The following is a 24394-nucleotide window of genomic DNA, read 5'->3' as shown; positions in this document are numbered from 1 at the left end:
GAAGAGCGTGACGAGCACGGCTCGCATGGCATCCGATGCAGGGGACGGCGTCCGATGTCCGAGGCGGCACAGCAGGATTCGTCGCCGGGACAACTCGTTCAAGGCAATGGACTCGACGCCTTCGCGGAGGTATCGAGTGGTCATGGACGGTGCCACGGTGAGTCCCAGCCCTGCAGCAACCATTGCCTGAGATTCCATGTAGTCGTTGGACTCGACCAGTACCTTCGGCTCGAAACCAGCTTTGAGGCAGGCTGATCGGAACATCGTGGTGATGGAGTGCTGCGATGCGCGGACGATCCACTGTTCGTCTTCGAGTGATTCGAGGAGGAGCGGACCTCTGCGCGACCAACCCGCTGGAACCAGAAGGACGGTGGCGTCGTCGGCGATGACTTCGGTCTCGACATCGTCGACCACCATCGGCAATTCCGGGTAGTCCCATGCCAGGGACAGGTCGACTTCACGGCCCAGCAGCATGGCGTGCAGGTCGCGCAGCCTCGACGACCGTATTCGCAGGTCGATACCCGGGTGCGCCGAGCGGAATGCGGCCATGACGTCCGGTAGGAGGGACGCAGCGAAGGAAGGGAAGACGCCGAGGGTGATGTTGCCACTGCGCGCATCGAGCAGATCGTCGAGATCGGCGCGCAGGGCCGACAATTGCGTGTCGATGGCCGCAGCTCGCCCGGCCACGAGACGACCGGCTTCGGTGAGTCGCACTCCACGCGCATGTCGCTCGAGGACGGGCGTGCCGACGACGGCCTCGAGTCGTTTGACCTGCTGGGACACCGCCGATGGGGTGTACGTGAGCCGTTCGGCCGCGGCCGTCATGGACCCGCAACGGTCGATCTCCACCAGTAGCTTGAGCAGTGACAGCTCCACATCCATCCGTCGAGACTAGGCCGGGTCTGCGACGATGGAGAGCGTGACGACAGCACCTGTTCGAGTAGGTACGGTGCACTCGACGAACGAGCTGCAGCAGCGGGAGGCATCGTGGACCCGCTAGCGGCGTTCTGGCGTAACGCGGACGACTCCGATCCACTGCGGATGCGAATTCAGTTTGACCATCTGCTTGCGATCGCGTCGTACTCGGATGCTCGCGTGCTGTTCGAGCGTGCGTCGCTGGAGGACTTTCTGGGCGACGAAGAGGCGGCGGTGCCGTTGTACGAAGCGTCCCTGTCGGCCGGGCTGGATACAGACAGGGAGCACCAGGCTCGTATCCAACTTGCGAGCTCGTTGCGCAACGTCGGGCGTCCTCACGAAGCAGTGCAGGTGCTGCAGGATGCCGAGTTCTCGAACGAATACGTCGCTGCGCGTGACGCATTCATTGCCCTGGCATTCTGGGACCTGGGAGAACACGAACTCGCACTACGTAACGCGTTGCAGGCAGCGGAACCGGTGCTCGGCAAATATCGGCGAGCAGTCGGGGCTTACGCCGCCGACCTGTCCACTCGACCCGAGGAGAAGCCATGACCGCGAGCGCCTTCGACCCACACGACCTGCTCGAGCAGAGCCGCATCGGCGTGCTCGCCACCATCAAAGCCAGCGGAATTCCGCAGCTGTCACCGGTGACGCCGTTCTACGACCGGTCAGCCGGCACCATCACGATCTCGGTCACCGAAGGGCGAGCAAAGACGGCGAATCTACGTCGAGACCCCCGCGCCGCGCTCGAAGTGACCAGTGCCGACGGCACAGCATGGGCGACAGCGGAAGGAACCGTCACCCTCACCGGCCCGGGATCGACACCCGACAGCCCCGAAGTCGATGCCCTGGTGGACTACTTCCGCGCCGCCGCTGGCGAGCACCCCGATTGGAACGAATACCGATCCGTCATGGTCGCCGACCGACGAGTACTGGTGACCATCTCGGTGACACACGTCTACGGCCAATCGATCGCCTGACACCTGATCCAGTCCACTCGATGTGACATTGACCCCCGAAAAGGCCACTGAATGTCACATCGAGTGGACATGGTGGGCCGCGACGGGAGGGGAGGAGTGAAGGACGGCTATCGACTTCGTTGGACTGGAATCCAGAGTTCTCCTGCTCCCGAGGTCCAGTCGGGGGAGGTTTCCTTGACGGTCAGGATTTCCGGTCCCGGGATTGTTTCGTAGGGGTTGGAGGGGAACCATTCGCTGAAGGCGTCGGCCCAGAGTTGTTGGAGTGCGGGGGCGAGTGCGGTGTCGCTGCTCGTCTCGAATACCGCCCAGGTCGATGCTGGCACGGCGAGGGTGTCCCAGTCGGATGTTCCAGCCGAAGTGCTTGCAACGGCAAAGTAGTAGTCGAAGAGGCTGACGTCTTCGCGTTCGGGCTCGAAGCCGTCGCTGACGAAGAGGATGTCGGAAAGTTCGGGCAGGTCTGCCAGTTCGAGTAGTTTTTCCCCGGTTCCAGGGGCGAGGCTCCGGTGGAATTCGGTCATCGCGGTGTTCTCGCCGCGGAACCGCAGTGGGATTCGGGTGGATTTGCCGACTATGTGAAATGCCGGCAGTTCGGTGATGCGGTATCGCATGGTGCTTCGTCCTTCGATGGTCAGGTGAAATGTCACGGCCTGTCTGGAACGAAGGACTGCTCCGGGTCGGCGGGCCTGAGATGGCGTGATGCCGTGTAGGTCTCGGAAGGCGCGGGTGAATGCGTCTGCCGTGTAGCCGTATTTGGTCGCGACGTCGAGCACCGCTGTACCGTCGAGAATGTGTGCTGCTGCCAATGTCATGCGGCGTTGCCGGATGTAGTGCGACAGAGGCAATCCAGCCAGTGCCGAGAACACGCGTCTGAAGTGGTATTCGGATGTCAGCGTGATGCGAGCGAGCGCCCCCGCATCGATCTCGCGGTCGAGATTGTTCTCGATGTGGTCGAGTGCCGCGTTCCATCGTTCGAGCATGTGCCGGTGACCTTCCTTCGTTCTGTCCCAAACGATAGGAGCAGTGCATCACCGGAGTCTCGACTTCCCGTGCCGCGAAAGGTCGGATTCAGATGGTGCGAAGGTGCCGGTGCCGTTGACGAGAGCGCAGGCGGTCGAGTTCATCGATCGCAGACGCGTCATTCCCTGGGCACCGCTGGGCGGTGGAGTGCTGACCGGCAAGTACACCGCGGCGGACCTCGCGGTGCCGGGTTCCGATGCGCCGGCGGGTACTCGACGCGATCTTGCGAGGTCGAGCGGAACGCTGACTGCGCGGGGGCTCGCGATCGCGGACACGGTTGTCGGGGTCGCTCGCCAACTCGACGTGACTCCTGCTCAGATGGCGTTGGCGTGGACGCTTCGGCATCCGTCCGTCGTCAGCTCGTTGATCGGCGCACGTACTCCGGAACAACTGCAGCAGAACATCTCTGCCCTCGACGTCACCTTCGAGGAAGACCAACTCGACATACTGTACGCAGCCAGCGCTGTCGACCTCGGGTTCCCGCACGAGTTCCTGATGCGACCCATGGTGCGGGGCGTGACGACCGGCCGCACTACGGTTCGGCCACGTCCCATCAGGACCTGGCGAGCCGAAATCACGGCCTCGGAGGAGACCGGAAGGTCATGGGATCACCGTCGTCAACCAGTGTGAACCCGGCGCGCTCGAGCACCCGCCGCGAGGCGCTGTTGGCCCGGTGAACCTGCGCTGCCATCGGGAGACCATCCGTGTGATCCTGCGCAAGAGCGATCAGTTCGCCCGCGTAGCCACGACCCCAGTGGGCCGGATGCACCCAGTACCCGACCTCGAAGTGGTCGGACCGTCGAATCAGGCTGAGCAGACCGACGGGGTGTCGATCCTCGTTCGTGCCGATGAACCATCGCTGTACGTCCGGCGTTCGGGCGTCCCTCGCGCTCAGGGCGCGCGAGAACCGGCTATCGAAATACTCTCCACTCCAGGGTTTTCCGTCCCCGACCCATCGAACGACGTCGGGATTCGATGCCATAGAGAACAGGAAGTCGGCATCGGATCCCACGGCGGGCCGCAACAGAATCCGTGTCACAACTCTCGGATCTGCGAGGTCAGGTCCCCGCCCGCATCGCCGGTGTTGACGGTGCCTGATCGCTCGAACAGAAGTGCAGAGACTTCTTCGACGGCTTTGGGGCAGTGTTCGACGCCCGCTGGGACCACAAAGACGTCACCGGGACCGAGAACGACATCGCGGTCGCGAAGTTGGATGGTGAGTTCTCCGCTGTGGACGAAGAACATCTCTTCGGTGTCGGGGTGTGTGTGCCAGACGAATTCGCCGAGCAGCTTCACCACCTTGACGTCGTAATCGTTGATGCTGGCCAGTCGGTGAGGCTGCCAGGGCTTCTCGATCGTGTTCAGCGCTTCGACGACGTTGCGCACCTCGTCGTCCCTGCCCATATTCATGGGTTCTGCCTTTCATCGTCAGCCGATCGACTGTCGCGATGAACTCTACCGTCGATCAGCTCGGATACAGGACCGACGTGAACAGCCCGATAGACTCTGTCGCGCAGTAGATTTGCTTGCCGGTCGGTCAGCGTCCGCATCGACAGCCGGACAAGCGAGGGCAGATGACGGGCAGTACGATGCTCATGACCTGCAGACGGTATCGGCACGAAGAATCGGCCGCCATCGAATTTTCGCAAGGAGGCCCGGCCACATGAATCTCGCCGACTACGACGTCCTGAGCTTCGATTGCTACGGAACACTGATCGATTGGGAAACCGGCATCCTCGAGGTGCTCAGGCCATGGGCAAAGGAAGCCGGTTCGCCGTTGTCCGACGACGAACTGCTTGCGGTCTACGGCATCAACGAATCTCAGGCACAGCGTGATTCACCCGCTGCTCTGTACCCTCGGATTCTTGCCGACGCCTTCGTGCGGACCGGTGACACGCTGGGAATACCTGTCTCGGCCGAGTGGGCGGACACGCTCGGGGCTTCCGTTCCGGACTGGCCTGCATTCGAGGACTCGGCCGACGCGTTGTCGTCCCTCGGCGAGAGCTACAAGCTCGTCATCCTGTCCAATGTGCATCGCGACGGCTTCGCAGGGAGCAACCGTCGGCTCGGCGTGCAGTTCGACGCTATCGTCACCGCCGAGGACGTCAAGGCCTACAAGCCGGCGGACAATCACTTCGACGCGCTCGACGGACTTCTCGAGACGTTGGGTGTCCCACGATCACGACTACTCCACGTCGCGCAGAGTCTGTTCCACGATCACGTGCCTGCCAAGCGCCATGGCATCCCGTCGGTGTGGATCGATCGGCGGCACGATCGCCCCGGCTGGGGAGCAACGCCGGAGCCATCCGAGGAACACAGTGTCGACATGAAGTTCCCGAGTATGGCCGCTTTCGCCGCAGCGGCCCGCGAGGCGCGCTCGGATGCGTAAGGTCTCTACCTTCATCGGCTTCTCACTCGGGCTGATCGCGTCGATCGGTATCGTCCTGTGGGACGCCGCGCCGCGTCGAGTCAATTACGCATTCGTGGGCGGCGATTCGCAGTATTCGGAGTTCCTGGGTATGCCTGGGCAGTTGGCCACCCTCGTCGTCGGTTTGCCTGCTCTGGGCGCGGTACTCGGATTGGTTGTCGGCATTGTGATTTCAAGAGTGTCACGGATGCGCTGACCGGAGGCTGTTGTAGGCGAACGACATTCGCCCCTGGCTTTGGTGCCGTCACCAATGCCAGGCGTCGCCTCCGACGTTCTGGATCGTTCGCTGCAACACTCGAATAGTGGTGACGTACTCGTCCTGTCCGATTCCCTGCATGCGTTCGTCCTGCAGCATCTGTTGAACGTCTGCGGCTCGCCGAAATTGTGCTTCACCTTTCGGGGTGAACGTCAGGCGCAAATTCGATTCGATGATCCAACCCTTGTCCCGTGCAGACGCGATGGCCTCGACGATTGCTTCCGGCGTGTCGTTGTGCCCGATCTTCTCGACGGCCTCGGCGCGATCGGCCCCCGCGGGATGCAGCGAGATCTGGTGCAGAAGCCACCATTCAGGTTGGCTGACACCGACCTCGGCCAGTGCTGCGCGGATCCGATTTCGAATGGCGTCGCCAGCGCGTGCGGTCCAGAATCCGATGGGCTGAAGTTCGGGTGGCTGCATGGGTCTCAGTGTGTTCATGAAAGCGACGATAGAACCTCGACAAAGCTTCGGGTCAAGTACTCGAATGGACCGGACAGGCCATGAGTAGAGTCCCGATCGTGGACAGGCCATCCGGTAAAGCGCTCGTGGCAGTGCTGGCCGCCGTCGGAGCGTCGATAGGTGCTGCCGCAGCGGTGGTGTGGCATGTCGCCGTAGCCGATCCGCAGGAACTGGGCGTGACCCACGCCCGCCCGAGTTGGTTTCCCGTGACGCTCTATCTCGTCGCAGCAGGGGTAGCAATCGGTCTCGTGGCTGCCTCGTTCCTCGTCGATTCGGGTCTGCGCATCGTTCAGGATCGGCAGCACAGCCGCGTACACCTGTTCGTGTTGTTGATCGTCGTGGGCGCGGCACTGGGAGCGGGCAGTGCACTCGCCTGGACGCACTGGCCACCGCAACCAACCGAAGCCGCGTGGGATTGGTCGTGGGAGCATCCGTGGAGTATCGAGATCAACTCGCCTCCTGCAGCCGACTTCGGCTGGACAGCGACGGACGCCTACATGGCCGAAACGTATGCGACCGACGCAGTGTTTGTGCCGTATCTCGGCGACGACCTTGTCACATCGACCTTCACCCCCACCATCGGCGATCCGTGGCTGGTGTTTCCGATCGGTGGAGTAGCGATTGCAGCGTTGGCCGCACTCACGCTGTCACTCAGAGATTTTCGCCTGACCGTGGTGTCGCGTTCGGATCAGGACGCTGTGTAGCGAGTCCTATTCGTCGGTGCGGAGTTCGTCGACCAAGGTGAACAGTCGTCCCAGGTAGTCGCTGTGAAAAACCTCGGTCGCACGGATTTTGGCGTCTCCGTCGAGGCCGAATTGGAGGTTGACGAGTTCGACTCCGATGGCGACGCGTCGAGCATCGAGTTGTTCGAGTTCGGCGGCCAGAGCGTCGACCTTGGCAACCGGAGACAGTTCTTCAGTCATCCCAGAATCGTAGGTCAGCCGACGGCTGCGAGGAATTCGCTGTAGAACAATCCGAGTCCCAGTGCCGACGCGATGGCCGCGAACAGCCACAGTCGGATGATGACCGTCGTCTCGGCCCACCCGGCCAGTTCGAAGTGGTGGTGGATCGGGGCCATTCGGAACGGCCGCTTGCCGGTGCTCTTGAACGACGCGACCTGGATGACGACGGAGGCACTCTCGGCGACGAACAGGGCTCCGAAGACGAGGGCGATCAGTTCGGTCTTGCTCACGATCGACAGGCCGGCGAGGAGTCCGCCGAGGGCGAGTGAGCCGGTGTCGCCCATGAAGATCTTGGCCGGAGCCGCGTTCCACCAGAGGAATCCGATGCAGGCACCCGCGGCCGCAGCGCAGACGACGGCGAGGTCGAGCGGATCGCGTACCTGATAGCAGCCGGCGACCGAATTGGTCGCGCAGGACTGCCGGTACTGCCAGAACGTCATCACCGTGTACGCGCCGAGGACGAGCGTCATCGACCCCGCCGCCAAACCGTCGAGCCCGTCGGTGAGATTGACCGCGTTGGACCACGCGACGACGAGGAAGACACAGAACAGGACGAAGACGATCGGGGCCATGGTGAAGAACGTGGATTGGCGTACCAGCGACAGTTCGACGTTGCCCGGAGTCAGCCCGTTCCCATTACGGAACTGCAGCGCCAGTACCGCGAAGATCACCGCTGCACTGATCTGCCCGACGTACTTGCCGGTCGCCTTGAGTCCGAGGCTTCGTTTCATGCGGAGCTTGATGTAGTCGTCGAGGAATCCGACGACGCCGAGTGCCGTCGCGAGACCGAGAATCAACAGTGCCGACGCCGAGGGCCCGTCACCACCCATTGCGACGAGGTGCGAGCCCAGGTAACCGGCCCACAAACCGACGATGATCGCGACGCCGCCCATCGTCGGCGTTCCGCGCTTGGCGTGGTGACTTGCCGGGCCTTCGACGCGGATCTCCTGGCCGAAGCCCTGCCGGGTGAACAGTGCGATGAGGAATGGAGTCAACAGAATCGAGACCGCCAACGCGATTCCACCGGCGACGAGAATGTTGATCATGCGTTGAAGCCCACTCTTCCTCTGTGCTGCTGTTCCCCACCACGATGCTTATCGGGCACCGCGAATACTGTGCCAAACGAATCGGCAAAAGTCGCATTGCGTGACGAAGGCGTTACTCACCGTTGGTATGCGCTCGGCGGCATTCCGACCAATTCGGTGAACTCCCGAGTGAAGTGAGCCTGGTCGAACCACCCGTACCGTGCGGCCAGGTCTGCCAGTGGACCCGAGTATCCGTTGTCGAGCTCGCTGAGGGCGTCGTGGATCCGATACCGCCCGAGTACCCACTTGGGCGTCGCGCCGACATAACGCTCGAACAGCCGCTGCAGTCGACGAGTGCCGATGCCACAACGCTGTTCCACCTGGGCGACGCGAATCAGCGTGCGATCTCCGAGCATGGTCGCAATGACGTCCAGGACCACCTCGTACTCCGGCTCGACGTCACGGGCGTAGGGCGTGAGAACCGCATCGACGACGGTTCGGCAGTGGTCGGCATCGAAATGCCCATCCAGCTCGGCCAGTGCAGCGACGGTCTCGGACCGGAACGGGGTCGGTGGCGCTACCGGGACGTCGCGCAGTGTTCTCGCCACGGTTCCGGTGAAACTCGCGTAGCCGCCGGGCCGGAACTTGACGCCGAAGACCCACCCGGACTCGGCGAGGACGACGTCGAAGCGGCGCGTGAGGACCCCCGTCACGACCACCGGCTCGACGACGCCCTCGCGGGTCCAACCATGTTCGACGCTCAACGTGCAGGCCGGGTGCGGGAGCGTCGAGCTGTGATGAGTTGTGCCGGGCGGCAGGTCCCACTGCAGCTGCCAGTAGTTCTCGACCCACGGTTCCAACGATTCCGAACACGGTAGCCGTACGAGGTCGACGTGCTGCGCCAGCTGATCGGGCCGCAGGACGCCGGACTGGGTGGCTGTCGCGTTTTTCCTATCCGGCACGCGCGTCAGTGTAGGAGTCTGGCCCGACACGAGAAGGAGGAACACCATGACCGAAACACCCGTGGCCACGCTGAAGATGGTCACCCTGGACTGCACCGACCCTCAGGCCAGCGCGGCATTCTGGTCGTCGCTGCTGGGCTGGGGCGTCGTGCATGCGGAGCAGGAGTACGCGATGCTGCAGGGGCCGAGCAGTGCGCTCGGATTCGGTCGCGTCGACGATTATCGACCGCCGCCGTGGCCGAATGCGAACGGCAGCAAGCAGTTTCATTTCGATCTCGCCGTCGATGATCTCGATGCCGCGGCGACGGCTGCCGTGGAATTGGGCGCGACGCTGCCCGAGAACCAGCCCGGTGAGACCTGGAGCGTACTCCTGGACCCGGCCGGGCATCCGTTCTGTCTGACGAACGCCGCGAACTGGGGCTGACGGTCTACTCTTTTCGTTGTGAAACCGCGCCTGGCAGGAATCGAAATCATCGTTGCCGACATGGCGTCGGCGCTGGCGTTCTACCGCGTTCTCGGGCTGGATATTCCGGCCGAGGCCGACGGTGAGCAGCACGTGGAAGTCGACCTGGGCGGAGTCCGCCTGCTGTTCGATCTACCGTCGACCATCACCTCGTTCGATCCGTCGTGGACCCCGCCCAGCGGGGGCCATCGCGTTGCGCTCGCGTTCGACTGTGGGACGCCCGACGGGGTGGACGCGGCGTGGGCTGCGGTGACGAAAGCCGGGTACACCGGTCACCTGCAGCCGTGGGATGCGTTCTGGGGACAGCGTTATGCCGTCGTACACGATCCCGACGGCACCACCGTCGATCTGTACGCGAACGTCTGAGGCGTCAGTTCTCGGCTTCGCCGGTCGGCCCGCCGGCCAGTTCGACAGCGACGTCGAGGTGGCCGAGGTGACGGGCGTACTCCTGGAGTACGTGGAAGCAGATCCAGATCAGCGTCGGCTGCTCGTCGCTGAATCGCCCACCGAGAGTCGCCAGTTCGTCCATTCGGTGTGAGTTCAGTATCTCGTCGGTGAGGCGGGTGCCGTCGTCGAGCCTGCTCAGCAGTGCTTCGGCGTCCACATCTGCCGGTACGTGCCAGGAGCCGTCCTTCGCGTCTCCCCAGGGCGCGCCGACTGCGCGGCCGAGAAATCCCCAGACGAACCACCGCTGCTCCATGTGCACCAGATGGGTCAGCATCTGCAGCGGAGTCCACTCGGATGGAACGGCCGTGCTGGTCAGTGCATCGTCGCTCAGCGAAGTGATGCGTCGAACGAGCTCCCTGCGATAGAACGCCAGGTACTCGCGAAACAACTCGGCGGGATCGGAGAGGGCGGAGCTCGGCTCGGGAAATGTCGTCAGCTTCGCCATGGTCTCAGTCGTTCCTGCGCTGCTCGCGGGCGATGCGACGCTGCTCTTCGGCCCGGGCGCGGCAACGGCGTAGGAATTCCTCGTCGCTCTCCTGCGATTGGGCAAGGGCGCGTCCGGGTTTGGCGTCGTACTCGGGGTAGGCCGACGAGGTGCGTGGTGCGCCGCTGCCACCCCAGATGCCGCCGTTCTCGGGCCGGCCGACGACGAGCCACGCGATCGATCCAGCGAGCGGCAGAACAATGACGAGCAGCAGCCACACCATTTTCGGAAGGTGGCGGATGCCGGAATCGTCGGCGGTGATGACATCGATCAAGCATAAGATGGACAGCAGCATGATCAGCAGGCCGAGGTACGGCACGGGAAATCCTCCAGGGTTGTCAGACCGTGCGGTCGGTCTTTCGCGACTATCAGATCACTCGTTGTACTGCGGATCAAGTATCCAGGTTCAGCCGAGTACCAGCAGTGCTGCGAGGGTCAGCATCATGATGCCGATCCCGAGGTCGAGTACTCGCCACGCCGACGGCCTCGCGAACAGTGGACTGAGCACTCGTGAGCCGTAGCCGAGCGCGGTGAACCACAGCACGCTGCCCAGCATCGCGCCGGCGGCGAACCACCATCGCAGTTCACCGGGCTGACGGTTCCCGATGGAACCCAGGAACACCACGGTGTCGAGGTAGACGTGAGGATTGAGCCAGGTCAGAGCCAGGCACGTGGCCACCGCGGCGATCAGGGAACCGCCTCCGTGCGCCTCCGTGGTCATGGTGGACGGCGTCCGAGCACGGTTCAGTGCCATCAGGCCGTAGACGAGCAGAAACAGTGCACCGAGGACGGTCACGACGCGTAGAGCGACAGGAAACCGGTCGACGAGCACACCGATTCCTGCCACCCCCGCCAGGATGAGGACCGCGTCGGACAGTGCGCACACCGCCACCACCGGCAGGACATGGGCGCGTTGCAAGCCTTTACGCAGCACGAACGCGTTCTGCGCTCCGATGGCGACGATGAGGGAGAGTCCGACGCCCAATCCGGTGAGAGTCGATTGTGCGGCGGCGAGCGAGGTCATGACGGCAACGCTAGGAGCCGGTCATGATTAGGTCCAGCGAATGTATTTCAGTAATGATCAGCGTAGCTTCATATTATGGAGATCGAGCAGCTCAGAGCCTTGCGGGCCGTGGTCGACGGTGGAACGTTCGAGGCCGCCGCTCGCGCGCTGTACGTGACTCCGTCGGCGGTGAGTCAGCGCATCAAGTCGCTGGAGCAATCCCTCGGTCGGACTCTGGTTCAGCGCAGCAAGCCGGTGGTGGCAACCCAGTCGGGCGTAGCAGTGCTCCGTTTGGCGCGCCAGATCGACACTCTCACCGAGCAGACTCGGGCAGAACTGAGTGACGACGGCGTCGCTGCGCCCATTTCGCTTGCCGTCAATGCGGATTCGTTGGCGACCTGGGTGCTGCCCGCGCTCGCGCCACTGGCGCGCAACACCACCTTCGACCTGCATCGGCAGGACCAGGACCGGACCGCGCAGTTGCTGCACGACGGGATCGTCTCCGCTGCAATAACCTCCGTGGCCGATCCGGTTCGTGGCTGCACCGTTCGACGCCTCGGTGCGATGCGCTACCGGCCCTCGGCCACGCCGGAGTTCATCGATCGGTGGTTCGCCGCTGGAGTGACGGCAGAGGCTTTGCGTTGTGCTCCGGTGGTCGTCTTCGATGCAGACGACCGCTTGCAGGACAACTACTTACAGCGCTTCGGTGTCGACCCACACGAGCCGCCGCGTCACCTGGTGCCGGCTTCTTCCGACTTCGCGCGAGCTGTCGACCTCGGCTTCGGCTGGGGCATGATCCCCGATCTACAGGACCGTGGCTCGCTGAAGTGCTTCGACGACAACGGGATCGACGACGTGCTGCTCTACTGGCAGCAGTGGTCGCTGTCGTCTGTCGCACTGCAGCGAGCGGCCGACGCAGTGGCAGCGGGTGCAGAACGAATGCTGCTTTAGCTCACGCCGGGGTGTCGGTCGGGACGATCTCGGGCAGTCCATCGCCGACGGGATCGAGAATCGCAGCTGATCGGGCGCCCCATCGCTCGTGAGCCGACTGCCGCGACATTCCGACGGCCGTGCCGATCGTCGCCCACGTTGTGCCCTGAACCCGAAGCACCACAACGGTTTCGATGCCATCGAGGCCGGCTGCGAGTTGCACACGCAGGCTCAACAGATGCCACGCGACGCTTCGCCGTGCGGGCAGGTCGGTCGATTGCTCGGCCTCCCAGTCCGGTGTGCCCGGCACCGGCCCTGTGCCGATGATCTCGTCGGCGATGCGACCGGCCTCGGTGGCTGCTGCCGTCACGACGGCCCGCGTCGCGGCAGTGATATCTGCCTCGGTTGCGAGGGTGATGGGATCCATGACCGACCTCCTGTGTCAGGAACAGCCTGACAGCAGGAGGTCGGATTGTCAAGAGTTACCTGACACGGGGAACGGAGAGGGCAGGCCGAAAATCGCTGTACCCGTCAAGTTGCCGTTGCTATTTTCGGCGGATGACCATTCGCTATCACGTGACCTCGGTACTCAACCGTGAGTCGATTCGGCGGCACGGACTCGACTGGCGTCGTATGGGTGCCGCTCGCGGTATTGCCGGTAGCAACCAACCAGAGCAGGCGGGTTGTTTTCTGGCAGCCGATGCGTGGGAACGTGATTGGTTCCTGGGCATGAACAACACCGGTGGACCGGTCGATGTCTGGGAAGTCAGTGGAGTCGAAGACGGTGATCTCGTGCAGTCGCCGGAGAACTTCTACTTTCGTCCCGGTGTCATTCCGAAGTCACAGATTCGGTTGGTGCAGAGGGACATCCCTCCCGATCGCTAGAGCATGCTCAGCACCCGGTCGATGGACTCGACTGCCTGTGTCAGTTCGGCTTCGGTGATGGTCAGTGCGGGACGGAATCGCACTGCAGCGTCACCGCAGCCGAGCGCCAGTACATGTTCCTCGGTACGCAACAGCTCGATCACTCGGTCGCGGGTGGTGGCGTCGGGTAGGGAGAAGGCGCACATCAGACCTCGCCCACGTACTTCGGATACCACTGTGTGTCGAGTTGCCAAGTCCTGCAACATTGTCAGCGATACGGCTCCGAGCTCACCGGCACGAGGAATGAGCTTCTCGGATTCGACCACTTCCAGGATTCGACGCGACCGCACCATGTCGGTCAGGTTGCCACCCCACGTCGAGTTGATGCGGGAGCTGACAGCGAAGACGTTGTCGTCGATGTCGTCGACGCGACCGCCGGCCATGACGCCGCAGACCTGAACCTTCTTGCCGAAGGCGACGACATCCGGGACGACGTCGAGCTGCTGGAATGCCCATGCGGTACCGGTCATTCCGGCTCCGGTCTGTACTTCGTCCATGACGAACAAGGCGTCGAACTCGTGGCAGAGCTCGCGCAGCTTCTGCAGGAAGCGCGGCCGGAAGTGGTGATCACCGCCCTCGCCCTGGATGGGTTCGATGATGGCGCAGGCGATGTCGTGCGGGTTGGCCTCGAAGGCCAACCGAGCCGCCGCCAACGATGCGTCCTCGAGTTCGTCCATGTTCGCGTCGGATCGGATGAACGGGGACGGGATTCGCGGCCAGTCGAACTTCGGGAAGCGCGCGACCTTGTTGGGGTCGGTGTTGGTCAGCGACATCGTGTAGCCCGAGCGTCCGTGGAACGCATGCTCGAAGTGCATCACCTGAGAGCCCAACGACGGGTCTATGCCGTGCGATTCGTTCCATCGCGATTTCCAGTCGAATGCGACCTTCAACGCGTTCTCCACGGCCAGGGCACCGCCTTCGACGAAGAACAGGTGCGGCAGTCGATCGTCACCCAGGACCCGAGCGAACGTGTCGACGAATCGAGCCATGGGGACGGTGTAGATGTCGGAGTTGCTGGGCTTGTTCATCGCTGCCTGCATCAGATCGGCCCGGAAGTCCGGGTCGTCGATCAGCGCCGGATGGTTCATGCCCAGCGCGTTGGACGCGAAGAACGTGAACAGGTCCAGGTAGCGGGTGCCGTCCCTGGCGTCGACCAGCGTGGATCCGGTCGATGCATCGAGGTCGAGCACCAACTCGAAACCGTCGGCCAGCAGGTGTTCACCGATCACGTCGCGGACGTTGGCGGCATCGATGGTCACTCCGGTGCGCTGTAATACTTGCGTCATAAGGACGAAGATACGCGTTAATATTCCGTAAGCAAGTCCATAGGACAGGAAAATATACGGTTCGAGCCTCGATCGGTAGGCTCATCTCCGACGGTTCGGTTCTCTCCACGGAAGGTGTACGCGCATGTCTGCATCCATCACCCACGACGAGTTGAGTGTGCGCACTCGCGCGATCCTCGACCGGCTGGGTGCCACGATCGCGCTCGACGCCCCCGCGGGACCGGACTCGATCATCGCGCGCTCGCCCATCACCGGCGGAAACCTGGCGTCGCTGGCGTGTGCTTCGGCGGTCGATGTCGAGACCGTCGTCACCGATGCGCGTACCGCCTTCGTGTCGTGGTCGCAGGTACCGGCCCCCGTGCGTGGTCAGGTGATCCGGGAACTGGGCGAACTGCTGCGCGTACACAAGGAGGATCTGGGCGCGCTGGTGTCCATCGAGGCCGGGAAGATCGTCTCCGAGGGGCTCGGTGAGGTGCAGGAGATGATCGACATCTGCGATTTCGCCGTCGGACTCTCCCGTCAGCTGTACGGCAACACGATCGCCACCGAACGGCCCGGGCATCGCATGATGGAGCAGTGGCATCCGCTCGGTGTCGTCGGCGTCATCACCGCGTTCAATTTCCCTGTTGCGGTGTGGAGTTGGAATACCGCTCTCGCCCTCGTCGCGGGAGACACGGTCATCTGGAAGCCCTCGGAGAAGACTCCGCTGACGGCCGTCGGTGTGCAGGCGCTGTTCGAGCGTGCCGCCGCCGCAGCCGGAGTGGACCCCAAGATCGCGCAACTGCTGATCGGTGACCGCGCGTCCGGCGAAGCGCTGGTGGACGATTCGCGTGTTGCGTTGGTCTCGGCAACCGGTTCGACGCGGATGGGCCGTGCTGTCGCGCCCCGTGTCGCCGAGCGATTCGGCCGGGTGTTGCTCGAGCTGGGCGGAAACAATGCAGCGATCGTGACGCCGTCGGCCGATCTCGATCTTACGACGCGTGGGCTGGTGTTCTCGGCCGCCGGGACAGCAGGTCAGCGATGCACCTCGCTCCGACGCGTCATCGTGCATTCCTCGGTCGCGGACGAGTTGGTCCGCAAGTTGGTAGCGACATACGAGACGCTGTCGATCGGATCTCCCTTGGCCACAGACACTCTGGTGGGTCCACTGATCGATGCCACCGCATTCGCCGGTTATCAGAAGGCTCTCGAGGCGGCGGTGTCCGACGGCGGAACGGTCGTGGTCGGCGGCGAGCGAGTGAACGTCGTCGACGAGTACTCGTTCTATGTTCAGCCCGCGATCGTGACGATGCCCGCACAGACCGACATCGTCAAGCACGAGACGTTCGCGCCCATCATGTACGTGCTGACGTACGACACCCTCGACGAGGCCATCGCATTGCACAACGATGTGCCGCAGGGCCTTTCGTCGTCGATCTTCACCACCGATCTGCGCGAGGCGGAGCGCTTCCTGTCCGCCGCCGGCTCGGACTGCGGCATCGCCAACGTCAACATCGGACCCTCCGGCGCGGAGATCGGCGGCGCCTTCGGCGGTGAGAAGGAAACCGGTGGCGGCCGCGAATCCGGTTCGGATGCATGGAAGGCCTACATGCGGCGAGCGACGAACACGGTCAACTACTCCAACGAACTGCCCCTGGCGCAGGGAGTGAAGTTCGGCTGACGGCATGATCGGCAGTATGAAAGTACTGTCGATGCTCCTGGCCGGTCTTTCCGTTGGCTATTCGATCAGTGTGATGGCACTCCGAGAGCCGCTTCTGTACAACGATTTCGGCATCGGTGCGTCGGCAATTCTCGACGGTGTGGTCGTGCTCGCCATCGCAGCAGCAGTTACCGCAGTGGTGTTGGCACGCTCGGGCGGACGAGCCGCGCCCTCGATCGCGGTTGCCGCGCTGCTGGTGATCGTCTTCGAATCTCTCGGCATGGCTCCGGGTTTGCTGGGCGATTGGGCGGCGGCGCTCAGCGCTGGTGTGCTGCTCGGTACGTCGGCGATCCTGGCCGCATCTCATCGGGGTGCACAGGCCGCTCTCGCGGTCGGACTCCTCGCCGCCGAGCGGGTGGGTGCCGAGCTCGGAACGCTCCTGACCAGCTCGTCCGGCCGTCAGTTCGCCTGGGAGGTCGCCGGCCCCGAGGACGCGGTGGTGCCCCAGAGGGCAGCCATCGCGGTGGTATTGGCTGTGCTCGCCGCGGTATTTCTCGTGGCCGGATATCGAAACTCGTCGGTTGCAACGTCGCAGGCGAGCACCCGAACGCTCGCGGTCGGTATCGCATTGCCTCTGGTGGCGGGCGGGTTCGGTTGGTGGGCCACCGAATATCGCGACAGCACCCTCGTGTGGTTTCTCGCGCTCGCCGGGCTGACCGTAGCGGCGCTCGTTGCTGCTTGGCTCTTACCGAAGCGCGACGGCTCGCTGATCCTCGTGTTGTTCGCCTCGTGGGCGGCCGGAGTCTCGTCATTCGATTTTGCCGACAGGTCCTACTCCTCGGTCGGTCTGACGGTGTTCCTGCTGGCCGCAGGCGGACTGATTGCCTGCCGCTTCCCGCAGATCTACCTCGGGCTTTTCGCGCTGCTGATGGTCGCGGCCGTGGATCTCGCGCAGAACATGGGCGTCGGTCTTCCCTTGTCCATGCAGCAGTGGGTGGTGCCCTTCATCGCGGCCTATGTGCTGGTGTCTGCATTGCCGACGGCACCGACCTCGTTGGCGGTCGGTATGACCGTTCCCTTCACTATGGCGTTGACGGTCACGATCTACGGGGGTAGTTACGGCCCGCTGGATTCGGTAGACGACTTCGAGTTCTTCGGTTCGTCGCAGCCGTCCGCAACCGCACTGTCGATCGGCGGCCTCGTCGTGCTCTCGGTCTGCGCGGCTGGGGTGTGGCTGCTGCGTCGCAGATAGCGGCACGCCCGAAACGCCCAACAGTCGCCGGTCTCCTCATCGGCTTGACAGGTCTGAGCACCTCGGCCGATCGTGCATCTCATGTCCGATCACAGCCGGAACACAGATCTGCCCGACGACGTCTCCGACGTGACTTTGGGTTTCTGCGTCGCCGTCGCGATGTTTCTGCCGTCGTATTTCGGCGCGACGCTCATCACCGACGCGTTGCTGGGCCGGGCAGGTCTGCCGCTGTCCCCGCTGCTGTGGCTGGTCGTGGCGGTACCTCTGGCGATTGCCCTGGTGCATGTGGAAGACCGGGTCCAGAGTCGTTCTGACTGGAACCGAATCGAGTGGTTCTGGTACACCGGCGGCGTCGGTGCACTGACTCTGCCGCCGCTGTTGCTGGCGCTGCTCGCACCGCTTCCGACGCTCACCGGTCTCGACCGCGGGGGTCCGTCGATGGTGGTGTTCGTAGTGGTGGCGCTTCTGATCGTGGGCATCGTGGTCCGAGGGAAGCTGCGCGGCACGGCCTGAGTCACGGGCACTTCGATGTGACAACACACGAGCCCGCCCACCGAATGAAACAGGTGGACGGGCTCGTGAGCGTTCTGCACGCTGTGGACTACGGCGCAGGTACAGCCCCGGTGGTCGTGGGAACCACGGTCTCGGTTGCTGTCTCGACAGCGGTTTCGGTCGCGGTGACGCAGACCGGCGGTGCGCCCTCGGCGGGTGTCTCGCCCTCGACTGCGACGGTGCACTCGGGGGTCGTTGCCGTCTCGGTGGCGGGGGCCGGAGCCGGAGCCGGTGCCGGACTTTCAGCGGCCGGAGCCGGCGCAGCCGGAGCTGCCGGGGTCACGACCGGGCTGGTGGTGACAGGTGCGGTAGTCGTGGCCTTGGGGGTTGCCGTTGCCGAGGTGGTCACCGGTGCCACGATGGTTTCGACCGCTGCTCGTCCGGCCTTCTCCTGTACCTCTTTGGTCTTCACCGGCTCGCCGCGGTTGGCTTCCTCGGCCAGTTCGGTCAGCCATGCCGCGGCGTACTGCACCGAGGTCAGCGGCTTGCCGTTGGCGGCATCGGCGTCGCGCCAGTAATCGAAGTGGTGTCCCGTGCCGGGTCCCAGGGTCAGGCCGTACGGATCGTTCATGATCACCGGAACGGTGTTCTGGTTGGACGAGATGAATCCGGTGATCTCGCGGAAGATCTTCTGCGGCAGGTACACGAGGTCGATCATCTGACCGGTTTCGATCGGTTCCTGCTCGCCGTCGACTTTGGCCGAGACGGGGGTGGTGACCGTGCCGGGCTTGTAGCCGGGCTCGGACACCTTGATCAGCACGTCGAGGAATGTCTCGTCGCTCTGCATCCAGTTGGGCTGTGAGGCGATGTCGTTGAAGGCGTTGACTGCGATGCGTCCCAGGGCCAGTGCGAGATCTGCACCGGTGGCGGGGGTGAGCTGCTCGTTCTGCAGTGCGTCGGCGTTGACCTGACGACCGACGTTGGCGGCCAGATGAATCAGTGACGTGTTCTCCGGCAGTGCGCAGGTGAGGTCACCGTCGGAGCAGAAGGACGCCACTCGGCCGTCGAGCGCTCCGAATCCGCCGGACGTGCCGGGCAGTGCGCCCTGTCCGGGAACTGCGGTGTTGCCGTTCTGGTACTTGGTGTCGAAGCCGTCCGGGTTGCCGAACGGGTTCTCGGCACCGGGGAACGGTCCGTCTCCCGACACGCGGCCGGCGTCGGCGAAGATGACGACCCCGACGACCTGGTTGGGATCGACGATTCCGTACGTGCCGTCGGCCGAAACGACCTGATTGCCGACCTCCATCGCGGTGCGGCGGGCAACGTCTGCGCCCTCGCTGTAGCCGACGATGGCGAATCGGGTGTCGGGGCAGGACGCCGAGATCGTCCGCATGATGGTCTGTGAGTTGGTGACGCCGGTCTGCACGGCGTTCTCGTAGCTCGCCAGGTCTGCCGGGTACTCGACGTACACCGCGGCGTAGGAGTCGGGAACCACGTTGCCGTTGTTGGGGGCTCGCACGGCCTGGTCGATCCAGTCGCTGGAGTAGTCGCCGGACATCGCTGCGGGGAGCCGCTCGCCCTCGGGGGTGGTGAGCCACTTGACGCCCTCGCGCGGGGTGTCACCGCGACCGCCGATCGCGATACTCACCATGTCGTAGCACGTGGCCGTCGACACCAGTTCGATGGATGCTTCGGTGGTAGTGGAGGGAGTCGACCACGGTGCGGCCACAACTACTCCGGCACCGAGGGCTCCGATCGCGAACGCGCTCAACGCAACGCGCGCACGCTTCGACTTGCCAACATTCATGTTTTCGATCCCCATCATGTCCGCCCGAACTGATCCCGACTGCAGTTGCCAGTGGGTTACCCGGCATTTCGTCCTCGGGATGGTTCGCGTTACAAAGTGGATGATTTACCGTCGTGCGCATGACAATTCACCCTCGAATTACATCGATGGAATTCGACCTGCCCGACGGGTCGACGTGCGTTGTGCGTGAAGCGGTGGCGTCGGATCTCGAATCGATCGTGGCATTGCTGGTCGACGATCCGCTGGGTGTCACGCGGGAGTCCGCAGACGAGATGTATCGATATCGCGCAGCGCTCGAGGACATCTCCACGGACCCGCGAAACCTACAGGTCGTCGTGGTGCACGGTGACGCGGTGGTGGCAACGCTGCAACTGACCTTCATTCCCGGGCTCGCGCGCGGAGGCGCACTGCGGGCACAGATCGAAGCAGTTCGGGTAGGCGCGCAGTGGCGCAGCCGGGGGCTCGGCGGTGCGCTGATCAGGTGGGCGATCGACGAGGCGGAGCGCTGGGGATGCGCTCTGGTGCAGCTGACCTCCGACGCCAGTCGAACGGACGCTCATCGCTTCTACACCCGACTCGGCTTCGTCGACTCCCACGTCGGTTACAAGATGGCCCTCGGAACTACCGCTTAGATACCCTGGGGGGGTAGGGTAGTGCTGTGAACTCAGCACGGCAGGAACTCGACGCACCCACCAAGCTCGTCGGCTTTGTCGTCGGTGTCGCGTTCCTGTTCCTGGCGGCGCTGTTCGTCGGGGACAAGATCGGACCCGACGCCCAGGCGACCGCAGCCGCGTCACACACCGGTCACGACGCGCACGACGAGCCGGCCGCAGTGCCTGCCGGACTCCAGGCCACCCAGGACGGCTACACCCTCGAGCTCGATCGATCCGTCGTCGAGTCCGGACCGGAGGTACCGGTCACCTTCACGATCAGCGAACCGGATGGGTCTGCGCTGACCGACTACGACGTCATGCACACCGAGGAACTGCACCTCATCGTCGTTCGACGCGATCTGACGGATTTTCAACACGTACATCCGACGCGTGACGCGTCGGGAACATGGTCGACGGCTCTCGATCTCACCCGGCCCGGGCCCTACCGTCTGTTCGCCGACTTCACCCCGGCCGGCGGCGAGAACATCACCTTGGGAGCGGAGCTGACCGTTCCCGGCGACTATCGACCGCAGCCCCTGAGTGCGCAGCCCCTGAGTACGCGGCCCCCGAGTACGCCGAATGTGACATCGAGGGTCGACGGTTACACCGTGACCTTCGCCGGTGCAGTGACTGCGGGCGAGAACTCGACCGTCTCTCTGACTATCGATCAGAACGGACGCGAGGTCACCGATCTGGAGCCGTACCTCGGTGCCTACGGACATCTGGTCGCCCTCCGCGCCGATGACCTCGCCTACCTGCACGTCCACCCCGAGGACGGGCCTCCGGGGCCGACGGTCGACTTCACCGTCGACGCGCCGACTGCGGGAACATATGCGCTCTATCTGGACTTCCAGCACCAGGGCGTCGTCCACACAGCCGAATTCAACATCGAGGCACAGGAGGGTGGGGCATGAGCCAGGAAACGGAACTTCTCCTCGGCGGTATGACGTGCGCGTCGTGCGCCAACCGCATCGAACGCAAGCTCAACAAGCTCGACGGGGTGTCGGCGACGGTCAACTACGCCACCGAGAAGGCCCGCGTCACCAGTGACGGCGTGGCCACCGAGGAGCTGATCGCAGCCGTCGAAGCCGCCGGCTACACCGCATCCTTGCCGGCTGCCGAACCGGCGGACGAACCCCCGACGAATCCGCTGAAGCAGCGATTGATCGTCTCGGCGGTGCTCAGCGTGCCGGTGATCGCAATGGCGATGATTCCGGCGTTGCAGTTCACCAACTGGCAGTGGCTCTCGCTCACGCTGGCCGCTCCCGTCGTCGTATGGGGAGCCTGGCCCTTCCACCGCGCCGCCTGGACCAATCTGCGGCACGGCACCTCCACCATGGACACCCTCGTCAGCATGGGAACCCTTGCGGCCCTGGGATGGTCGCTGTACGCGCTGTTCTTCGGCACCGCAGGAACGCCCGGCATGACGCATCCGTTCGAGTTCACGATCGCGCGAACGGACGGGGCGAGCAACATCTACCTCGAGGCCGCCGCAGGCGTGACCACCTTCATCCTGGCCGGACGATGGTTCGAGAGCCGATCCAAGCGTCAGGCCGGGGCGGCGTTGCGCGCCCTGATGGACCTCGGTGCCAAGACCGTTGCTGTACTGAAAGACGGTAAGGAACAGCAGATTCCGGTCGAGCAGTTGGCCGTCGGCGATCTGTTCGTCGTTCGCCCGGGTGAGAAGATCGCCACCGACGGAACCGTCGAGAACGGTTCCTCGGCCGTCGATCGGTCGATGCTGACCGGTGAATCCGTGCCGGAGGAAGTCGGCGTCGGCGATGCGGTGGTCGGTGCAACGGTGAACGTCGGTGGCCGAATCACGGTGCGGGCGAGCAGAGTCGGTGCCGATACTCAGTTGGCACAGATGGCGAAAGCGGTCGAGGACGCGCAGACCGGCAAGGCGCAGGCACAGCGTTTGGCCGATCGTATCTCGGGCATCTTCGTGCCGATCGTCATCGCGATCTCGGTCGCGACACTCGGATTCTGGCTCGGTGCAGGCAATTCCGTGGCAGGCGCGTTCACCGCTGCGGTCGCGGTGCTCATCATCGCGTGCCCGTGCGCGCTCGGCCTGGCCACGCCCACCGCACTGATGGTCGGCACCGGACGGGCCGCGCAACTCGGAATTCTGATCAAGGGACCCGAGATCCTCGAATCCACCCGTCGCGTCGATACCGTCGTGCTGGACAAGACCGGAACCGTCACCACCGGTGAGATGACTCTGCAGTCGGTGCACGTGGCGGATGGCGAGGTCGAGGACGTGGTCCGTGCCGTGGCGGCGGCGTTGGAAGCGGGTTCGGAGCACCCCATCGCCCGAGCCATCGCGAGTGCGACCCCATCGATGACCGTCGAGGAATTCACGAGCCTCGAGGGCCTCGGGGTGCAGGGTGTCGTAAACGGCCGTGCCGCAGTGATCGGCCGTCGCTCGCTGCTGGCCGACTGGTCGATGCCACTGCCGGCGGAACTGGCCAACGCCTTCGAGACCGCCGAGAATCAGGGGCGCACCGCCGTCGTGCTCGGCTGGGACGGCAGGGCTCGCGGAGTGCTTGTGATCTCCGACTCGGTCAAGCCGACCTCGAAGCAGGCCGTCGCGGAACTGCGCGCACTCGGCCTGACTCCGGTCATGCTGACCGGCGACAACGAGGCCGCCGCCCGCACGATCGCCGCCGAGGTGGGAATCGATCAGGTCATCGCCGGCGTCCTGCCGACGGGCAAGGTCGATGCCGTCCGAGAACTGCAGGCGTCGGGCAAGGTCGTGGCGATGGTCGGCGACGGTATCAACGACGCGGCCGCGCTGGCCACGGCCGATCTGGGGCTTGCGATGGGTACCGGCACCGACGTGGCGATCGAGGCCAGCGACCTGACGCTCGTGCGCGGCGACCTGCGGGCCGTCGGCGATGCCATTCGGCTCTCCCGACGCACGCTGAGCACCATCAAGGGCAACCTGTTCTGGGCGTTCGCCTACAACGTCGCTGCAATTCCGCTCGCCGCTGCCGGCCTGCTCAACCCCATGCTCGCCGGTGCCGCGATGGCATTGTCCTCGGTGTTCGTGGTGAGCAACAGTCTCCGATTGCGCAGGTTCCGCTCGGCGATGTGACTCGTTGGTAGCAGCGAACGGCGCGCTAGTACAGGATGGAGACATGTCCGACGCACACGATGTCCCCATTCGCGACGAATCGATCAGGCTGGGTCAGTTCCTCAAGCTCGCCAACCTCATCGAATCCGGTGCCGAGGCCAAGGGCGTCATCTCCGACGGTTTGGTGAGCGTCAACGGGGACGTGGATGTGCGGCGCGGACGGCAGTTGCAGCACGGTGATGTCGTATCGGTCCAGGGTGGGCCCTCGGCCCGCGTGAGCAAGGAAGAGGCACTGTGAAGGTCGGAAAGAGCGGACTGCCGCGAAACGAAGTTCCCGGGGCATTCGACGTCGGCGCGAAGGCGTACGACCGACTTGTCGGAGCGAACCCCGGTTACCACGAGCACCTGCTCAAGTCGGCCAAGCGGCTGCGGATCCCCGATCTCAGTGCCGGCCTGCGCTTGCTCGACATCGGTTGCGGTACCGGTGCATCCACTGCCGCGTTGCTCGAAGCCGCCCCGCACGCAGAGATCGTCGCCGCCGACGCATCCGCCGAAATGCTCGAGGTCGCTCGGAGCAAGGACTGGCCTTCGAACGTGACGTTCGTGCACTCACGCGTCGAGGATCTGGCCGTGAACGGGGTCGACGGTCCGTTCGACGCGATCCTGGCTGCATACCTCATCCGGAATGTCGACGAACCCGAAACCGAGCTGAAATCGCTTCTGGCGCTGCTGCGTCCGGGCTCGACCATCGCGTTCCACGAGTACTCGGTACACGATTCGCTCCGCGCCAGGATCTCCTGGAACGTGGTGAGCTGGGGCATCATCATTCCGCTCGGCTGGCTCGCGACACGTGACGCCACCCTGTACCGACACCTGTGGCGCAGCGTCGTGACCTTCGACGGCGCGTCGGCATTCATGCGGCGGATGCAGCGTG

32 protein-coding genes are annotated in these 24394 nt (G+C 64.2%); 18 read left to right on the top strand and 14 right to left on the bottom strand.

Annotation, left to right across the window (positions count from 1 at the left end; genetic code table 11):
• The coding region (locus tag A2J02_RS00680; RefSeq protein WP_068045454.1) for a LysR family transcriptional regulator at positions 1-882 on the bottom strand (882 nt) is incomplete at its 3' end.
• A 105-nt stretch (positions 883-987) separates the two neighbouring features.
• Between A2J02_RS00680 and A2J02_RS00675 the strand changes: the two genes are divergently transcribed.
• Together A2J02_RS00675 and A2J02_RS00670 are read left to right on the top strand one after the other, a co-directional pair.
• Positions 988-1467 carry a tetratricopeptide repeat protein gene (locus A2J02_RS00675; protein WP_197477886.1) on the top strand — a complete coding sequence of 160 codons (480 nt, stop codon included), beginning with the start codon at positions 988-990 and terminating at the stop codon, positions 1465-1467.
• Positions 1464-1895, top strand: coding sequence for a PPOX class F420-dependent oxidoreductase (locus tag A2J02_RS00670; RefSeq protein ID WP_068045448.1), 432 nt, complete (start codon positions 1464-1466; stop codon positions 1893-1895). Before A2J02_RS00675 ends, A2J02_RS00670 begins: the two co-directional genes overlap by 4 nt.
• 107 nt (positions 1896-2002) lie before the next feature.
• On the opposite strand, the gene A2J02_RS00665 is transcribed toward A2J02_RS00670, so the two are convergent.
• On the bottom strand, positions 2003-2872 hold the full coding sequence (locus A2J02_RS00665; RefSeq protein WP_068045443.1) for an AraC family transcriptional regulator: 870 nt from the start codon (positions 2870-2872) through the stop codon (positions 2003-2005).
• A 109-nt stretch (positions 2873-2981) separates the two neighbouring features.
• On the opposite strand from A2J02_RS00665, the gene A2J02_RS00660 reads away from it, so the two are divergent.
• Entirely contained in the window at positions 2982-3542 is a 561-nt protein-coding gene (locus tag A2J02_RS00660; protein WP_231893656.1) for an aldo/keto reductase, read from the top strand.
• Here A2J02_RS00660 and A2J02_RS28985 read toward each other — a convergent pair.
• Both A2J02_RS28985 and A2J02_RS00650 read right to left on the bottom strand, forming a co-directional pair.
• Positions 3487-3894, bottom strand: coding sequence for a GNAT family N-acetyltransferase (locus tag A2J02_RS28985; protein WP_442971435.1), 408 nt, complete (start codon positions 3892-3894; stop codon positions 3487-3489). The two genes, A2J02_RS00660 and A2J02_RS28985, sit on opposite strands and share 56 nt — an antisense overlap.
• Positions 3895-3947: 53 nt before the next feature.
• The gene (locus tag A2J02_RS00650; protein ID WP_082898550.1) at positions 3948-4322 is read right to left on the bottom strand and encodes a cupin domain-containing protein; all 375 of its coding nucleotides are present in this window, start codon (positions 4320-4322) and stop codon (positions 3948-3950) included.
• Between the two features lie 253 nt (positions 4323-4575).
• Here A2J02_RS00650 and A2J02_RS00645 point away from each other — a divergent pair, with 253 nt between their 5' ends.
• Together A2J02_RS00645 and A2J02_RS00640 are read left to right on the top strand one after the other, a co-directional pair.
• Positions 4576-5301, top strand: a complete 726-nt coding sequence (locus tag A2J02_RS00645; protein WP_068045431.1) for an HAD-IA family hydrolase — start codon at positions 4576-4578, stop codon at positions 5299-5301.
• Positions 5294-5536: a hypothetical protein gene (locus A2J02_RS00640; protein WP_068045429.1), complete on the top strand. Its 243-nt coding sequence runs from the start codon at positions 5294-5296 to the stop codon at positions 5534-5536. Before A2J02_RS00645 ends, A2J02_RS00640 begins: the two co-directional genes overlap by 8 nt.
• Before the next feature lie 48 nt (positions 5537-5584).
• On the opposite strand, the gene A2J02_RS00635 is transcribed toward A2J02_RS00640, so the two are convergent.
• Complete coding sequence (locus A2J02_RS00635) at positions 5585-6034, bottom strand: MarR family winged helix-turn-helix transcriptional regulator (RefSeq protein ID WP_068045427.1); 450 nt, start codon at positions 6032-6034, stop codon at positions 5585-5587.
• A gap of 80 nt (positions 6035-6114) precedes the next feature.
• Between A2J02_RS00635 and A2J02_RS00630 the strand changes: the two genes are divergently transcribed.
• Positions 6115-6759: a hypothetical protein gene (locus tag A2J02_RS00630; RefSeq protein WP_143545911.1), complete on the top strand. Its 645-nt coding sequence runs from the start codon at positions 6115-6117 to the stop codon at positions 6757-6759.
• A 6-nt stretch (positions 6760-6765) separates the two neighbouring features.
• Here the strand turns inward: A2J02_RS00630 and A2J02_RS00625 are convergent, their stop codons facing one another.
• The 3 genes from A2J02_RS00625 to A2J02_RS00615 all read right to left on the bottom strand — a co-directional run bounded on the left by A2J02_RS00625 (position 6766) and on the right by A2J02_RS00615 (position 9004).
• A complete protein-coding gene (locus A2J02_RS00625; RefSeq protein ID WP_068045421.1) occupies positions 6766-6978 on the bottom strand; it encodes an oxidoreductase in 213 nt (70 codons plus the stop codon).
• A gap of 14 nt (positions 6979-6992) precedes the next feature.
• Entirely contained in the window at positions 6993-8063 is a 1071-nt protein-coding gene (mraY, locus tag A2J02_RS00620; protein WP_068045417.1) for a phospho-N-acetylmuramoyl-pentapeptide-transferase, read from the bottom strand.
• A 116-nt stretch (positions 8064-8179) separates the two neighbouring features.
• Entirely contained in the window at positions 8180-9004 is an 825-nt protein-coding gene (locus tag A2J02_RS00615) for a helix-turn-helix transcriptional regulator (protein WP_231893657.1), read from the bottom strand.
• A 46-nt stretch (positions 9005-9050) separates the two neighbouring features.
• On the opposite strand from A2J02_RS00615, the gene A2J02_RS00610 reads away from it, so the two are divergent.
• Both A2J02_RS00610 and A2J02_RS00605 read left to right on the top strand, forming a co-directional pair.
• Positions 9051-9428, top strand: a complete 378-nt coding sequence (locus A2J02_RS00610; RefSeq protein WP_068045414.1) for a VOC family protein — start codon at positions 9051-9053, stop codon at positions 9426-9428.
• A gap of 18 nt (positions 9429-9446) precedes the next feature.
• Positions 9447-9833 carry a VOC family protein gene (locus tag A2J02_RS00605; RefSeq protein WP_068045411.1) on the top strand — a complete coding sequence of 129 codons (387 nt, stop codon included), beginning with the start codon at positions 9447-9449 and terminating at the stop codon, positions 9831-9833.
• A 4-nt stretch (positions 9834-9837) separates the two neighbouring features.
• On the opposite strand, the gene A2J02_RS00600 is transcribed toward A2J02_RS00605, so the two are convergent.
• From A2J02_RS00600 to A2J02_RS00590, 3 genes are all read right to left on the bottom strand, one after another.
• Positions 9838-10359, bottom strand: a complete 522-nt coding sequence (locus A2J02_RS00600; RefSeq protein WP_068045409.1) for a mycothiol transferase — start codon at positions 10357-10359, stop codon at positions 9838-9840.
• A gap of 4 nt (positions 10360-10363) precedes the next feature.
• Positions 10364-10717 carry a PLD nuclease N-terminal domain-containing protein gene (locus tag A2J02_RS00595; protein ID WP_068045406.1) on the bottom strand — a complete coding sequence of 118 codons (354 nt, stop codon included), beginning with the start codon at positions 10715-10717 and terminating at the stop codon, positions 10364-10366.
• A gap of 87 nt (positions 10718-10804) precedes the next feature.
• Positions 10805-11422, bottom strand: a complete 618-nt coding sequence (locus tag A2J02_RS00590) for a LysE/ArgO family amino acid transporter (RefSeq protein ID WP_068045403.1) — start codon at positions 11420-11422, stop codon at positions 10805-10807.
• Positions 11423-11497: 75 nt separating this feature from the next.
• On the opposite strand from A2J02_RS00590, the gene A2J02_RS00585 reads away from it, so the two are divergent.
• Positions 11498-12352: a LysR family transcriptional regulator ArgP gene (locus A2J02_RS00585; protein ID WP_197477885.1), complete on the top strand. Its 855-nt coding sequence runs from the start codon at positions 11498-11500 to the stop codon at positions 12350-12352.
• Between the two features lies 1 nt (position 12353).
• On the opposite strand, the gene A2J02_RS00580 is transcribed toward A2J02_RS00585, so the two are convergent.
• Positions 12354-12758: a hypothetical protein gene (locus tag A2J02_RS00580; protein ID WP_068045397.1), complete on the bottom strand. Its 405-nt coding sequence runs from the start codon at positions 12756-12758 to the stop codon at positions 12354-12356.
• Positions 12759-12889: 131 nt separating this feature from the next.
• Between A2J02_RS00580 and A2J02_RS00575 the strand changes: the two genes are divergently transcribed.
• A complete protein-coding gene (locus A2J02_RS00575; protein WP_068045394.1) occupies positions 12890-13216 on the top strand; it encodes a hypothetical protein in 327 nt (108 codons plus the stop codon).
• Here the strand turns inward: A2J02_RS00575 and lat are convergent.
• Positions 13213-14541 carry an L-lysine 6-transaminase gene (gene lat, locus A2J02_RS00570; protein WP_068045391.1) on the bottom strand — a complete coding sequence of 443 codons (1329 nt, stop codon included), beginning with the start codon at positions 14539-14541 and terminating at the stop codon, positions 13213-13215. The two genes, A2J02_RS00575 and lat, sit on opposite strands and share 4 nt — an antisense overlap.
• A gap of 124 nt (positions 14542-14665) precedes the next feature.
• Between lat and amaB the strand changes: the two genes are divergently transcribed.
• The 3 genes from amaB to A2J02_RS00555 all read left to right on the top strand — a co-directional run bounded on the left by amaB (position 14666) and on the right by A2J02_RS00555 (position 17945).
• The gene (amaB, locus tag A2J02_RS00565; protein WP_068045388.1) at positions 14666-16201 is read left to right on the top strand and encodes an L-piperidine-6-carboxylate dehydrogenase; all 1536 of its coding nucleotides are present in this window, start codon (positions 14666-14668) and stop codon (positions 16199-16201) included.
• Between the two features lie 16 nt (positions 16202-16217).
• On the top strand, positions 16218-17432 hold the full coding sequence (locus tag A2J02_RS00560; RefSeq protein WP_156516022.1) for a hypothetical protein: 1215 nt from the start codon (positions 16218-16220) through the stop codon (positions 17430-17432).
• An 81-nt stretch (positions 17433-17513) separates the two neighbouring features.
• Positions 17514-17945 (top strand): hypothetical protein, encoded by a 432-nt coding sequence (locus A2J02_RS00555; protein ID WP_068282183.1) that lies wholly within the window; start codon positions 17514-17516, stop codon positions 17943-17945.
• Positions 17946-18033: 88 nt separating this feature from the next.
• Here A2J02_RS00555 and A2J02_RS00550 read toward each other — a convergent pair whose 3' ends face one another.
• Positions 18034-19746, bottom strand: coding sequence for a cutinase family protein (locus tag A2J02_RS00550; RefSeq protein ID WP_082899458.1), 1713 nt, complete (start codon positions 19744-19746; stop codon positions 18034-18036).
• Positions 19747-19850: 104 nt separating this feature from the next.
• Between A2J02_RS00550 and A2J02_RS00545 the strand changes: the two genes are divergently transcribed.
• From A2J02_RS00545 to A2J02_RS00525, 5 genes are all read left to right on the top strand, one after another.
• The gene (locus A2J02_RS00545; RefSeq protein WP_231893660.1) at positions 19851-20363 is read left to right on the top strand and encodes a GNAT family N-acetyltransferase; all 513 of its coding nucleotides are present in this window, start codon (positions 19851-19853) and stop codon (positions 20361-20363) included.
• Between the two features lie 26 nt (positions 20364-20389).
• Complete coding sequence (locus tag A2J02_RS00540; RefSeq protein WP_068045373.1) at positions 20390-21298, top strand: hypothetical protein; 909 nt, start codon at positions 20390-20392, stop codon at positions 21296-21298.
• Positions 21295-23481, top strand: coding sequence for a heavy metal translocating P-type ATPase (locus A2J02_RS00535; protein ID WP_068045370.1), 2187 nt, complete (start codon positions 21295-21297; stop codon positions 23479-23481). The genes A2J02_RS00540 and A2J02_RS00535 overlap by 4 nt, the downstream gene beginning before the upstream one ends.
• Before the next feature lie 43 nt (positions 23482-23524).
• Positions 23525-23758 carry an RNA-binding S4 domain-containing protein gene (locus tag A2J02_RS00530; protein WP_068045369.1) on the top strand — a complete coding sequence of 78 codons (234 nt, stop codon included), beginning with the start codon at positions 23525-23527 and terminating at the stop codon, positions 23756-23758.
• Positions 23755-24394: class I SAM-dependent methyltransferase (locus A2J02_RS00525; RefSeq protein ID WP_068045366.1), on the top strand; the 640-nt coding region annotated here is incomplete at its 3' end. The genes A2J02_RS00530 and A2J02_RS00525, both read left to right, overlap by 4 nt.

The organism is Rhodococcus sp. EPR-147 (assembly GCF_001647185.1).
GTDB lineage: Bacteria > Actinomycetota > Actinomycetes > Mycobacteriales > Mycobacteriaceae > Rhodococcoides.
The sequence above is the reverse complement of the archived record's forward strand: the minus strand, read 5'-3'. Positions and strand labels throughout refer to the sequence as shown.

What these genes read in the sequence shown, in the direction of transcription:
- A2J02_RS00650 (WP_082898550.1), bottom strand. Translation starts at nt 4,322, where the DNA reads ATGAATATGGGCAGGGACGACGAGGTGCGCAACGTCGTCGAAGCGCTG.
- A2J02_RS00580 (WP_068045397.1), bottom strand. Translation starts at nt 12,758, where the DNA reads ATGGATCCCATCACCCTCGCAACCGAGGCAGATATCACTGCCGCGACG.
- A2J02_RS28985 (WP_442971435.1), bottom strand. Translation starts at nt 3,894, where the DNA reads ATGGCATCGAATCCCGACGTCGTTCGATGGGTCGGGGACGGAAAACCC.
- lat (WP_068045391.1), bottom strand. Translation starts at nt 14,541, where the DNA reads ATGACGCAAGTATTACAGCGCACCGGAGTGACCATCGATGCCGCCAAC.
- A2J02_RS00600 (WP_068045409.1), bottom strand. Translation starts at nt 10,359, where the DNA reads ATGGCGAAGCTGACGACATTTCCCGAGCCGAGCTCCGCCCTCTCCGAT.
- mraY (WP_068045417.1), bottom strand. Translation starts at nt 8,063, where the DNA reads ATGATCAACATTCTCGTCGCCGGTGGAATCGCGTTGGCGGTCTCGATT.
- A2J02_RS00545 (WP_231893660.1), top strand. Translation starts at nt 19,851, where the DNA reads ATGACAATTCACCCTCGAATTACATCGATGGAATTCGACCTGCCCGAC.
- A2J02_RS00645 (WP_068045431.1), top strand. Translation starts at nt 4,576, where the DNA reads ATGAATCTCGCCGACTACGACGTCCTGAGCTTCGATTGCTACGGAACA.
- A2J02_RS00530 (WP_068045369.1), top strand. Translation starts at nt 23,525, where the DNA reads ATGTCCGACGCACACGATGTCCCCATTCGCGACGAATCGATCAGGCTG.
- A2J02_RS00670 (WP_068045448.1), top strand. Translation starts at nt 1,464, where the DNA reads ATGACCGCGAGCGCCTTCGACCCACACGACCTGCTCGAGCAGAGCCGC.
- A2J02_RS00665 (WP_068045443.1), bottom strand. Translation starts at nt 2,872, where the DNA reads ATGCTCGAACGATGGAACGCGGCACTCGACCACATCGAGAACAATCTC.
- A2J02_RS00535 (WP_068045370.1), top strand. Translation starts at nt 21,295, where the DNA reads ATGAGCCAGGAAACGGAACTTCTCCTCGGCGGTATGACGTGCGCGTCG.
- A2J02_RS00575 (WP_068045394.1), top strand. Translation starts at nt 12,890, where the DNA reads ATGACCATTCGCTATCACGTGACCTCGGTACTCAACCGTGAGTCGATT.
- A2J02_RS00610 (WP_068045414.1), top strand. Translation starts at nt 9,051, where the DNA reads ATGACCGAAACACCCGTGGCCACGCTGAAGATGGTCACCCTGGACTGC.
- amaB (WP_068045388.1), top strand. Translation starts at nt 14,666, where the DNA reads ATGTCTGCATCCATCACCCACGACGAGTTGAGTGTGCGCACTCGCGCG.
- A2J02_RS00635 (WP_068045427.1), bottom strand. Translation starts at nt 6,034, where the DNA reads ATGAACACACTGAGACCCATGCAGCCACCCGAACTTCAGCCCATCGGA.
- A2J02_RS00550 (WP_082899458.1), bottom strand. Translation starts at nt 19,746, where the DNA reads ATGGGGATCGAAAACATGAATGTTGGCAAGTCGAAGCGTGCGCGCGTT.
- A2J02_RS00555 (WP_068282183.1), top strand. Translation starts at nt 17,514, where the DNA reads ATGTCCGATCACAGCCGGAACACAGATCTGCCCGACGACGTCTCCGAC.
- A2J02_RS00625 (WP_068045421.1), bottom strand. Translation starts at nt 6,978, where the DNA reads ATGACTGAAGAACTGTCTCCGGTTGCCAAGGTCGACGCTCTGGCCGCC.
- A2J02_RS00585 (WP_197477885.1), top strand. Translation starts at nt 11,498, where the DNA reads ATGGAGATCGAGCAGCTCAGAGCCTTGCGGGCCGTGGTCGACGGTGGA.
- A2J02_RS00560 (WP_156516022.1), top strand. Translation starts at nt 16,218, where the DNA reads ATGAAAGTACTGTCGATGCTCCTGGCCGGTCTTTCCGTTGGCTATTCG.
- A2J02_RS00640 (WP_068045429.1), top strand. Translation starts at nt 5,294, where the DNA reads ATGCGTAAGGTCTCTACCTTCATCGGCTTCTCACTCGGGCTGATCGCG.
- A2J02_RS00590 (WP_068045403.1), bottom strand. Translation starts at nt 11,422, where the DNA reads ATGACCTCGCTCGCCGCCGCACAATCGACTCTCACCGGATTGGGCGTC.